Below are 11,400 nucleotides of genomic sequence, written 5' to 3' on the forward strand. Positions count from 1 at the left end.
GATTCGGGTCAAGCGGGATGGGGGGGTGCTGTCGGACGGGCAGATCGACTGGGTGGTGGATGCGTACACCCGGGGGGTGGTGGCGGACGAGCAGATGTCGGCGCTGGCCATGGCGATCCTGCTGAACGGGATGACGGGGGCGGAGATCGCGCGGTGGACGGCGGCGATGATCGCCAGCGGCGAGCGGTTGGACCTGTCGTCAGTGCCCCGGCCGACCGTGGACAAGCACTCCACCGGTGGGGTCGGCGACAAGATCACTCTGCCGTTGACCCCGCTGGTGGCGGCCTGCGGCGCGGCGGTGCCGCAGCTGTCCGGGCGCGGCCTCGGGCACACCGGCGGCACCCTGGACAAGCTGGAATCGATCCCGGGCTGGCGGGCCGCGCTCAGCAACGAGGAGTTCACCGCCCAACTCCGCGACATCGGCGCGGTGATCTGCGCGGCCGGCTCGGGCCTGGCCCCTGCCGACCGCAAGCTGTACGCGCTGCGTGACGTCACCGGCACCGTCGAGGCGATCCCGCTGATCGCCAGCTCGATCATGAGCAAGAAGATCGCCGAGGGCACCGGCGCGCTGGTGTTGGACGTGAAGGTCGGCTCCGGCGCGTTCATGAAGTCCGTCGACGACGCCCGGGAACTGGCCCGGACCATGGTGGAGCTGGGCGGTGCCCACGGGGTGCGGACCGTCGCCCTGCTCACCGACATGTCCACCCCGCTCGGCCGGGCAATCGGCAACGGGGTGGAGGTCACCGAGTCGGTGGAGGTGCTCGCCGGTGGCGGTCCCGCCGACGTGGTGGAACTGACAGTGGCACTGGCCCGGGAGATGCTCGACGTGGCCGGGCTGCCCGACGCGGACCCCGCCGCCGCGCTGCGGGACGGGCGGGCCATGGACGTCTGGCGGTCGATGATCCGGGCGCAGGGCGGCGACCCGGACGCACCGATGCCCGAGGCGGACGAGGTCGAGGTGGTGTGCGCCGACCGGGACGGGTACGTCACGGCCGTCGACGCGTACGCCATGGGGGTGGCTGCGTGGCGGCTCGGCGCGGGTCGGGCGCGTAAGGAGGACCCGGTCAGCGTGCCCGCCGGTGTGCTGCTGCACAAGCGGCCCGGTGACCCGGTCAAGGCGGGGGAGCCGCTCTACGAACTGCGCGCCGACCAGGCGGAGCGGTTTCCGGCGGCGCTGGCGGAAGCGGCTCGGGCGGTCACGCTGGCGGATCATCCGCCGACTGCGCAGCCGTTGGTGATCGATCGCATCGAGTGACGAAACCCCGTCGGACCCCATGGTGTCGCACCGATGGGGCGACTACCCTCGCAGGCCAGGGGGGACAGTCGGCGTCGCCGTACGTGAGCAGACAGGGATGTTGTCGTGATCGTTCTCGCCCCCGACCCGCGGGAAGTGCGTGAGGCGAGCCTGGAGGAGCTGTCCCGGCTGGGACTGCCGCTGCCACCGCCGCAGTTTCCGCTGGTCTGGGAGCCCGGCGACCAGATCGAGCTGCGGCCCACGGCGGAGATCGAGGCGCGGATCGCGGTGCTGCACCTGATCCTGGCCCGCTGCTTCGGCATGCCGCCCCAGGCGGCGATGAGCTGGCTGCTCGCCTCGCACCTGCTGGAGATGGTCACCCCGCCGGAGTTCCAGTTCGTCACCGGGGCCAAGGGCGACCACCGCTCCTTCGTCCTGCACCACGATGCGCTGTTCTCCCTGGCCTGGGTCCTCGGGCTGACCAAGCAGCTCGATCCCACCTTGCCGGTGGACGAGCGGCTGGTCGAGCGGTTGCCGCACATCGCCGAGGGGGAGACCTTCCGGCAGTGGCGCTCGCGGATCCTGGCCGCACCGCAGCACCCGGCCGATGCCGCCGCCCTGCTCGACCTGCACTACTGCCTGGACTGGGCGTACCTGGAGGTGGACCGGGCCGGGCGGCCGCTGCCGGGCCTGGTGGACGCCAACGCGATCGGCCAGCGCCGGTGGGCGCTGGAGTGGGCGGTGATCCTGCGTGGGCCGTACCATGACGAGCCGCCCGGCTGGGAAGAGGTCGACCTCTCCACCTGAGCCTGGTGGTCTAGTGGTTCGGGCGGTGCACGCCGAGGCGTACCGCCATCGTCACCCGGACCGGTTCGCCCAGCTCGACGATGCGGGCGGCCAAGCCGGCGGGGTCGGCGTGCCAGGCGCTCGGGCCCATGCCGACAAGCGTGGCGACCTCCGCGGCGGACAATCTCAGCTCCTGTCGGTGCTCGGTGGCCGACTCCTCGGTGAAATGGCCGCCGAGGCTGGCCGCGACCCGGTCCGCTTTGGCCGGGTCGACCCGCAGCAGGCCGAGGGCGTCGACCAGTTCGGTGAGGTGATCGGCGGTCGGGGTCACCACCAGCAGCCGGCCGGCCGGGTCGAGGACGCGGTGGAACTCGGCGCCGTTGCGCGGCGCGAAGACGTTCAGCAGCAGCGCGGCCGAGGCGTCCGCCAGCGGCAACCGTTGCCAGGTGTCCGCCAGCGCCGCAGTGACGCGCGGATGGATCCGCGCGGCCCGGCGCAACGCCGGCTTGGACACGTCCAGAGCCAGACCGGCAGCGCCCGGCAGCGCCGCCAGCACCGCCGCCAGGTGCCGGCCGGTCCCCGCGCCGGTCTCCACCACCAGCGGGTACGCCCCGGCGGTGCCGCCGTGCGTCGGGCTGCCGCCGCCGGCCACCTTCTCCTGAATGGGGGACTGGTGGTCGGCGTCCGGCGCCTCGGAGGTGGCGGCGGGCAGGGCGTCGCGGGCGGCGGCGGCGAGTGCGGTGGAGATGGCGTCGTAGTGGCCGGCGGCGAGGAAGTCCGCTCGGGCGGCGACCATCTCGGCGGTGTCCCCGCCGTGCGGGGCGCGGCCGGTGAGCAGGTTGACGTAACCCTGCCGGGCGATGTCGAAGCTGTGCCGACGGGGGCAGCGCAGCGCGCGGGCCGCACCGGCGGCGGCCTCGGTCAGGGGCTCGGCGCAGACCGGGCAGCGCAGCCGGTCGGCGACTCGACGGTCCATCACCACAGCAGGTCGCAGGCCGGTTCCACGCGCCCGAGCGTACCGATCACGCCGGCGCGGACTAGGGTCTGGTCATGGTCGCGAGCATCCGGTACGAGGACATCGTCAAGGCGCCGAAGGCGCTGCTGCACGATCACCTGGATGGCGGTCTACGGCCCGCGACGATCGTCGACCTGGCCGCCGAGGTCGGTCATGAGCTGCCCACCACCGATCCGGAGGAGTTGGGCCGCTGGTTCGTGGCGGCGGCCGACTCCGGTTCGCTGGAGCGCTACCTGGAGACGTTCGCGCACACGGTCGCGGTGATGCAGACCGCCTCGGCGCTGCGCCGGGTGGCCCGTGAGTGTGCCCTGGACCTGGCTGCCGACGGGGTCGTCTACGCCGAGGTGCGGTTCGCCCCCGAACAGCACCTGGAACAGAACCTGACCTTGGACGAGGTGGTGGAGGCGGTGCTGGCCGGCTTCGTCGAGGGCAGCACGCTCGCCGCCGAGGCAGGTACACCCATCCGGGTCGGCACGCTGCTCACCGCGATGCGGCACGCGGCCCGCTCCCAGGAGATCGCCGAGTTGGCCGTGCGTCACCGCGATCACGGCGTCGTGGGCTTCGACATCGCCGGCGCGGAGGCGGGTTTCCCACCCACCCGGCATCTGGACGCCTTCGAATATCTCCAGCGGGAGAACTTCCACTTCACCATCCACGCCGGTGAGGCGTTCGGGTTGCCCTCCATCTGGCAGGCGATCCAGTGGTGCGGGGCCGACCGCCTGGGCCACGGCGTACGCATCGTGGACGACATCACGCCCGACGGCGAGCCGGTTCTCGGCCGGCTGGCGGCGTACGTGCGGGACAAGCGGATTCCGTTGGAACTCTGCCCGTCGTCGAACGTGCAGACCGGTGCCGCCGCGTCGATCGCCGAGCATCCCATCGGCCTGCTGCGTGACCTCCGCTTCCGGGTGACGGTCAACACCGACAACCGGTTGATGAGCGGCACGTCGGTGTCGCGGGAGATGGCGCTGCTCTGCGAGGCGTTCGGTTACGGCTGGCGTGAGATGCAGTGGTTCACCATCAACGCGATGAAGAGCGCCTTCATCCCCTTCGACGAACGGCTGCGGATCATCGACGAGGTGATCAAGCCGGCGTACGCCAAGTTGCTGGCGTGAGGCCGACCGGGTGGGTCCGGTCAGTGGGCCGGCGGGTGGCCTGCGGCCAGTAGGCCCGCCACCCGGCGCAGCACGTCCCGACCACGAGCCGGCTGCGCGCCCAGCCCGGTCTGTCGGCGAAGCACCGCGGGCTCGGCGCGCAGCAGGGTCACGCCTCGGCGGAGCAGCACCGCCGGTCCCTTGCGCTGTTCGGCGAGGTCGCGGGTGAGCCGGCGCAGGAAGGTCGCGCCGCGCGGCCGGCGCAGGGCGTACGCGCCGGCGAGCAGGCCCTGGTTGCGGCATTCCTCCACAATCTCAGCGGCAAATATCCCTTCAGCCACGAGCAGTGGCGAATCGGCCAGCTCGAACGGCCGGGTGGACACTCTGCGGTCCTCATTGATGGCATAGACCGGCACATCCGCCCGGCCATGCCGGGCCAGTTGACTAATCACCTCGACAGCGCTCGCGGCATCCCACGAACCGGGCGACTCCCAGTCGATCTGACCGTTCCGTAGCGGTAACGTTGGGTCATCGCCGTTCTTGTAAAAATCGTCCAGACAGAGAACGGGCAATCCGGTTTGTCGGGCAATGTACGACTTTCCGGAGCCGGAGGGGCCGGCAAGCAGGACGACTCGGCGCGGGGGCTTCATTACTTTATGTGACTCCGGACAGACGGACCGCGAGCAAATTGCATCAACATCTCATCACACCTCGAGTTGGGGACAACCTGGGCTTTCTCTTTCCGGAGCGGCGTGATGGAATCTCGGATGGTCCGACCCGCCGGGTCGGCCGCTGGGCGTTGCCCGGGGCAACGCGGACGCTGCAATCACGAGGGCGGTGACGTGAGCAAACGGCCGAAGACGGCAGGCTCCTTCCTGTCGCGTCTGCGCCGGCCGGCTGGTCGGCTACGCGACATGCCGATCTGGTCCAAGCTCGGTCTCATCATGATCGTGCCGACCATCGCCACGGTCGTCGTGGGTACCAGCGGCCTGCTGGATCACCTTGACTCGCTGAACAACGCCAACCGGGCCGGTGATCTCGCCGAGCTCATCGGGCACTCCGGCGAGTTGGTGGACGGCCTACAGGACGAGCGGACAGCCGCCGTGCTGTTGCTGGGCGTGCCACCGGCGCAGTCCGGTCAGGCCGAGCCGGAGGCGAAGAAGCGGTACTCCACCCTCTACAACGAGGTCTCGCTGGGGGTGGACAAGGCTGCGGACCCCTACTCCCTGCAGCGCAACGACCTGACCGACCTGCCGGAGAGCCTTGAGTCGCTGCTCAACCAGATCAACGAGCGCCTCAGTGACCTGCCCGGCACCCGCAGCCAGGTGTTGAACGGCAAGTTCAAGATCACTGACGCGTTGCAGTCGTACGACGAGCTGATCAACCAGCTGCTCGCCGTCCGGGACTCGGCCAGCCAGCTCGCCGGTGACAACGACCTCAGCGACCGGATGCGAGCCGCGGCCGCCGTGGCCCGGGAGAAGGAGTGGCTCTCCGTACGCCGGGTGGTGGTGCACCGGGCGCTCCAGCGGGGCATGAACTCCGCCCTGCGGACCGACTACATCTCCAGCGAGACCGGCCAGCAGCAGGCCCAGCAGAGCTTCAACGCGGTCGCCACCGAGGAGGAGTTGGAGTTCCACGCCCAGACCATCGGCGGTGGTGACCGCCGGCAGGCGACCATCTACATCAGCCAGGTCAACGCCGACACCTCCGAGAACCTCTCCAGCATCTCCTTCAACGCCGAGCAGTGGGACGCGGCGCTGGTGGCCAACGGCAAACTGATCCGTACGGTGGAGTCGAAGTTCGACACCGACGTGGTGGCCCAGGCCGGTGAACTCCGCTCCGACGTGCAACGCCAGGTGTTCCTGGAAACCGGCCTGCTGCTGACCATGCTGCTGCTGGCCATCGCGCTGGCCTACCTGGTCGCCCGCTCCATGGCCCGTTCGTTGCGTGAGCTGCGCCAGGGCGCGCTCTCCATCGCCCAGCACGGGCTGCCGCACGCGGTGGCCAGGCTGCGTGACCCGCAGGTCACCGGGCAGCTCTCCCCGGTGCAGCTGGCCAACCAGATCGCCGAGCCGCTGCCGGTGCGCAGCAAGGACGAGTTCGGCCAGGTGACCGAGGCGTTCAACGCGGTCCACCTGGAGGCGGTCCGTACCGCCGCCGAGCAGGCCGCGCTGCGGTCGTCCGTCTCGACCATGTTCGTCAACCTGGCCCGCCGGTCCCAGATCCTGGTCGACCGGCTGATCGGACACCTCGACCGGCTGGAGCGCGGCGAGGAGGACCCGGACCGGCTGGCCGAGCTGTTCCAGCTGGACCACCTCGCCACCCGGATGCGTCGTAACGACGAGAACCTCCTGGTGCTCGCCGGTGCCGACTCGACCCGCGTGCAGCGGGAGCCGGCCGCGCTCATCGACGTGCTGCGGGCCGCCCAGTCCGAGGTCGAGCACTACACCCGGATCGAGTTCGGGGTGATCGACCGGGACATCGAGGTCGCCGCGCACGCGGTGAACGACCTGGTCCACCTCATCGCGGAGCTGTTCGACAACGCCACCGCCTTCTCGCCGCCAGACTCGCAGGTGCTGGTGGAGGCCCGCCGGATCGGCGACCGCTCCTCGCTGTACGTCGAGGACCGGGGCATCGGCATCAGCGCCGAGCAGCTGGCCGACCTGAACGAGCGACTCGCCACGCCGCCGCAGGTGGACGTGGCGGTGTCCCGGATGATGGGTCTGGTCGTGGTCGCCCGGCTGGCGTCCCGGCACGGCGTCAGGGTCGAGCTGCGTCCGGGCAACGACCGGGGCACGGTGGCCGAGGTCGCGTTGCCGCCGACCGTGCTGGTGCCCCGGGCGCTCTCCGGCCGAGGTCAGCAACCCCCCGCGCTGCCCGCTCCGCCGGCGCCCGCCGCCGGGCCGAGCCCGGCGATGGGCACGGGGCTGGCGGCGGCGTTCGGCGGTGGGCCGTCCGCGCCGGCCGTTTCCGCCCCGCGTCCCGGCGGCTCGGGCAACCAGGTGACGCTGGGTGGCCGGCCCTTCGACCCGGCCAGCCGCAATGGTTCGGGCACGCCGGCCCGGGCAGCGGGCGCCGCCGCGAACAACCTGCCCGCCTGGTCGGATCTGACCGGCGCCAGTGGTGTCGGTGGCGGGGCGGGCAACTTCGCCCCCCCGCGTACCTCCAACGGCCAGCCGATCGACCCGCTGCCGCAGCGTCGGGCCGCCGACGAACCGGCCGACACCGACCACCAGCAGCCGACCATCCCGCGCCAGTTGCCGAGCAGCCCCGAGGTCAACCCGTACGCGCCGCCGCCCGTGCCCTCGTCGCCTCCGGTCTCGGGTACGCCGTACTCCGCCCCGCCCTTCTCGGCGACGCCGGTCTCCGGTCAGCCCGTGTCGTCCGCCCCGATCTCGGCGGCGCCGATGTCGGGTGCGCCGGTCTCGCCGCCCGGTGGCCAACTGCCGCAGCGGCCCGTCTCGGCGGCGCCGATCGCCGGGCCGGGCACCCAGGCCCCGGCACCGCCCGCGTGGCCTCCGGTCGCCGGAGAGCCGGCCACCCCGCCGGTGCCCGAGCGGCTGGCCGCCGCGCTGGACATGACCACGGAACTGCCCCGGGTGCAACGCCCGGCGGCACAGCCGGCCGCCGCCCGGCCGACCACGCCGCAGGCACAGAACCGGCAGCGGTACGCGGATGAGACGATGGAGCTGCCGATTTTCCGGGAGCTCGAGTCGGCGTGGTTCCGCACCCGCCGTCCCGGCGCCGAGGAATCGGTGGGTGCCCGGCAGTCGACGGGGAACGGTGCGGTGACTCAGCAGCTTTCCACGGTCGACATCGCCGGTCGGCCCGTCCAGCAGACCTCGACCGGGACGACAGGTAACGAGCTGATGGCAGAGACTCCGACGGCCGCAGGAGCGTCCGGCGGGTACGGTGCGGCGGCGAGCGGCGGAGCACGTGGCGGCGCTGCCGACAGCAGGCCCGCGTACCGGTCGGCGTCGCAGGAGAGCGTGTGGCAGACTGCCGCCGACGACGGCTGGCGGGCAGCCTCCGCCGCCAGCCAGGCGCCGCCTGCCGGCACCACCCAGACCGGGCTGCCGAAGCGTACGCCGATGGCCCAGCTCGTTCCGGGCGCGGTGGAGAAGCCGACCACCTCGGTGCAGCGACGGAACCCGGAGTCGGTGCGCGGCCTGCTTTCCGCCTACCACCGGGGTGTCCAGCGAGGGCGTAGCAGCCACCCCTCGGACAGCAACGCGACCGGCTCGGAGGAGACTTCGGGCGGGCAGAGCGGGCAGAAGGAGCAAGAACGATGACTACTACGCAGGATCTCGGTTGGCTGCTTGCCAACTTCGCCGACCGGGTGCCGGGTGTCGCGCATGCGGTCGCCGTCTCCGCGGACGGCCTGCTCCTGGCGTCGTCACGAGACCTTCCGCGGGACCGGGCGGACCAGTTGGCGGCGATCGCCTCCGGTCTGGTCAGCCTGACCCAGGGCGCGGCCCGCTGCTTCGAAGGAGGCGCCGTGCTGCAGACCGTGGTCGAGATGGACAATGGCTTCCTGTTCCTGATGTCGATTTCCGACGGCTCGTCGTTCGCGGTGCTCGCCGCGCGTAGCTGCGATGTCGGGCAGGTGGGTTACGAAATGGCTCTGCTCGTTGACCGGGTGGGCGACGCCCTGACCCCGCAGCCGCGTACGGCTGTCGGGATGATGGGCTGATCGTCGCGCCAGCCGGTGGGGCAGGGGCGACACTGCAAACGACGGGTAGCACCGGTGCGAGCCGGTGCCGGGTACGAAGGAGGTGAGCGGCGACATGGCCGATCGTGACGAGCCGACCGGCGCGTTGGTCCGTCCATACGCCGTTACCCGCGGTCGTACCCGTCCCCGCCTCGACATCGCCTTGGAGGCGCTCGTCGAGACAACGGTGCGCGGTCGGGCCGTTGCCACTGGCAATGGTGGTCAAGGCCGTGAGCACCAGTACATCGCCGCGCTGTGTGACGGACGCGTGCAGTCGCTCGCGGAAATCGCGGCGCGGATGCAGCTTCCGCTCGGCGTGGCCCGGGTGCTCATCGCCGACATGGCGACGGACGGCCTGGTCGCGGTCCACGAGCCGACCATCCTGGACGACTCGGACGACGCGGTGGGCACTGAATTGCTGGAGAGGGTGCTGAGTGGACTTCGCAGGCTCTGACATGTCGCACCGGCCGCCGGCCCCGAGCGGGCGCGTGACGTCGGCGAAGATCGTTATCGCCGGCGGATTCGGCGTCGGCAAGACGACTCTGGTCGGCTCGGTCTCGGAGATCACGCCGCTGACGACCGAGGCCATCATGACCTCAGCCGGCGTCGGCGTCGATGACACCCGGCAGGTGCCGGGGAAGACGACGACCACGGTGGCCATGGACTTCGGTCGTATCTCGATCGATCGTGACCTGATCCTGTACCTGTTCGGTACGCCGGGTCAGACGCGGTTCTGGTTCATGTGGGATGAACTGGTCCGGGGCGCGATCGGCGCGGTGGTGCTGGTGGACACTCGTCGACTGGCCGACTGCTTCGCGGCGATCGACTTCTTCGAGCACCGGCGGCTGCCGTACCTGGTGGCCATCAACTGCTTCGACGGGATGCAGTACCACGACCCGCAGGATGTCCGGGAAGCGCTCGCGATCTCGAACGACATCCCGGTGGTGGCCTGTGACGCCCGGAACCGGGAGTCGACGAAGCACGTGCTGATCTCGCTTGTCGAGTACGTGCTCACGATGCGTCGCTCCCGGGCCGTCGCACCCGCCTGAGGATCGTTTCAGCGCCCGGTGACGGCCCCGTCGACACCGGGCGCTGGTTGCTGCCCGGGTTCGGTCGGCTGAGCCGGTTCCAGGCGCCACCGTCGACGCGGTACACGCCCCTGCCGTGCGCCTCAACGGCAGGGGCATTCTGGCTTTCCAGGGTCTCCTCAGCGGTCCGCGCGACGCCGTCACCGGCCCGGGGCAGCCGTACCGGGTGAGCGAGCGTCACCGCGGCGGTGCCGCCCCGGCGTCAAACTATCCGGGTGTGGATAGAAGACGCAGGTGAGCGGGGTGCGGTCGATGTCAGGAGCGGTAACCGGCGGAGCGGTACTCGTACTCCCGGTCGTCGTCGCGATCGCCGGTGTCGCGGGTGAAGTCCCAGCCGCCGGCCGATTCCCGGCCCGGGCGGCCACCGACCGCGAACCCGCCGATCTCCTGCCCCCGGCGCCAGCCGCGGAAGTAGCCGGTGGTGTTCTCGGCCAGGCTGGCCGCGTCCCGGACGATGCGCAGCGGACGTTCCTCCCGCAGCGGCGAGCCGGGCACGAGGTTGGCCTGCGGCACCCGCTTGGGCAGCCCGGCGTTCGTCGCGTCGCCCACCGCCGGACGTGCCGCCTGCTCGGCGGCCTGCCACCCGGTGTCGGCGAGCGATGACCAGTCCAGCTCAGCGCTCTCGCCGTGCCCGACGAACCAGGCCGACTTGGCCTGCGCGAAGATCAGCAGGTCACCGTCACCCTCGTCGGAGATCGGTGGTGGGCGGCGTTCGACCGGCGGCTCCGGCCGTCGGGCCGGTAGTGCGGCGTCCAGCCGCTCGACCGGCCGCTCTGCCCGCGCCGGGCCGCTGCGCTCAACCAGCCGCAGCGGCGGGGTCTCCAACTGCGATTCCGCCTCGGTACGCAGGGCCCGGTCGGCCAGCGGCGGGGGCTCGACCAGCCGCAGTACCGGAGGCTCCGGCGGCAGGTCGTCAGCGAGCCACGGCGGGGTCACCCGGCGCTCGGTGGTGGGTTCCTCGGCCGGCGTGTCGGACATCGCCCGCCGACTGCCCTCGTAGGGGCCGGCAACGGGGCTGCGGGTCGCACTGTCGGCCGGGTTCTCCGGGTTGTTGACAAGCGGCCAGTTCGCCCGGGAACCAGGCGGGGCCGGCTCCTGACCCGGCCGGTGGGTCGGGATCGGCACACTCAGGTCGGTGGCGCTGAAGCCGCCCGTGGGCGCCGGTGGTTCACCGTTGGTCTTCGGGCGTGGCGGGATGACGGTGCGCTGGCGTTCGGCCCGAGCACTGTTGATCGCCGCGGTGGTGAGGGTCGGCCGGAACGGTTCGCCCGCCTCGGCGGGCGGCACCGAGCCACGCTGCGCCGGCGCGATCGGGGTGATCCCCGGCGGTGGGGGCGGCGGCGTCGAGATCGGCCGGTTGGACGGGCCGTCGATCCGGGACGGGGCAGACTCGGGTCGCGACGGCGGCGCGGGGACCGGCGGTCCGGCGACCGCGGCCGGTGTGACCGGAGCGGGCGCGACCGGCGGTGGGG

9 protein-coding genes and 1 pseudogene are annotated in these 11,400 nt (G+C 71.7%); 7 read left to right on the plus strand and 3 right to left on the minus strand.

Going from position 1 to position 11,400, the window contains the following annotated elements; translation table 11 throughout:
• Position 1 precedes the first annotated feature (1 nt).
• Together C1I93_RS23075 and C1I93_RS23080 are read left to right on the plus strand one after the other, a co-directional pair.
• Entirely contained in the window at positions 2–1,255 is a 1,254-nt protein-coding gene (locus C1I93_RS23075; protein ID WP_111245393.1) for a thymidine phosphorylase, read from the plus strand.
• A 105-nt stretch (positions 1,256–1,360) separates the two neighbouring features.
• On the plus strand, positions 1,361–2,041 hold the full coding sequence (locus C1I93_RS23080) for a DUF4272 domain-containing protein (RefSeq protein WP_111245394.1): 681 nt from the start codon (positions 1,361–1,363) through the stop codon (positions 2,039–2,041).
• 10 nt (positions 2,042–2,051) lie between these two features.
• Here C1I93_RS23080 and C1I93_RS23085 read toward each other — a convergent pair whose 3' ends face one another.
• The gene (locus C1I93_RS23085) at positions 2,052–2,996 is read right to left on the minus strand and encodes a putative RNA methyltransferase (protein ID WP_111245399.1); all 945 of its coding nucleotides are present in this window, start codon (positions 2,994–2,996) and stop codon (positions 2,052–2,054) included.
• A gap of 74 nt (positions 2,997–3,070) precedes the next feature.
• Here C1I93_RS23085 and C1I93_RS23090 point away from each other — a divergent pair, with 74 nt between their 5' ends.
• A complete protein-coding gene (locus C1I93_RS23090) occupies positions 3,071–4,150 on the plus strand; it encodes an adenosine deaminase (protein WP_111245395.1) in 1,080 nt (359 codons plus the stop codon).
• A gap of 20 nt (positions 4,151–4,170) precedes the next feature.
• Here C1I93_RS23090 and C1I93_RS32675 read toward each other — a convergent pair whose 3' ends face one another.
• Positions 4,171–4,512, minus strand: coding sequence for a hypothetical protein (locus C1I93_RS32675; RefSeq protein ID WP_223256475.1), 342 nt, complete (start codon positions 4,510–4,512; stop codon positions 4,171–4,173).
• A gap of 459 nt (positions 4,513–4,971) precedes the next feature.
• Here C1I93_RS32675 and C1I93_RS23100 point away from each other — a divergent pair, with 459 nt between their 5' ends.
• From C1I93_RS23100 to C1I93_RS23115, 4 genes are all read left to right on the plus strand, one after another.
• Positions 4,972–8,421 carry a sensor histidine kinase gene (locus C1I93_RS23100; protein WP_111245397.1) on the plus strand — a complete coding sequence of 1,150 codons (3,450 nt, stop codon included), beginning with the start codon at positions 4,972–4,974 and terminating at the stop codon, positions 8,419–8,421.
• Positions 8,418–8,822, plus strand: a complete 405-nt coding sequence (locus tag C1I93_RS23105) for a roadblock/LC7 domain-containing protein (protein WP_013283992.1) — start codon at positions 8,418–8,420, stop codon at positions 8,820–8,822. Before C1I93_RS23100 ends, C1I93_RS23105 begins: the two co-directional genes overlap by 4 nt.
• A gap of 94 nt (positions 8,823–8,916) precedes the next feature.
• A complete protein-coding gene (locus C1I93_RS23110) occupies positions 8,917–9,294 on the plus strand; it encodes a DUF742 domain-containing protein (protein WP_091416218.1) in 378 nt (125 codons plus the stop codon).
• Between the two features lies 1 nt (position 9,295).
• Complete coding sequence (locus tag C1I93_RS23115) at positions 9,296–9,889, plus strand: GTP-binding protein (protein ID WP_111245398.1); 594 nt, start codon at positions 9,296–9,298, stop codon at positions 9,887–9,889.
• A 294-nt stretch (positions 9,890–10,183) separates the two neighbouring features.
• On the opposite strand, the pseudogene C1I93_RS23120 reads toward C1I93_RS23115, so the two are convergent.
• Positions 10,184–11,400 (minus strand): annotated as a pseudogene (locus C1I93_RS23120) (transposase); the annotation flags it as partial.

This window comes from Micromonospora endophytica, from assembly GCF_003236305.1.
GTDB lineage: Bacteria > Actinomycetota > Actinomycetes > Mycobacteriales > Micromonosporaceae > Micromonospora > Micromonospora endophytica.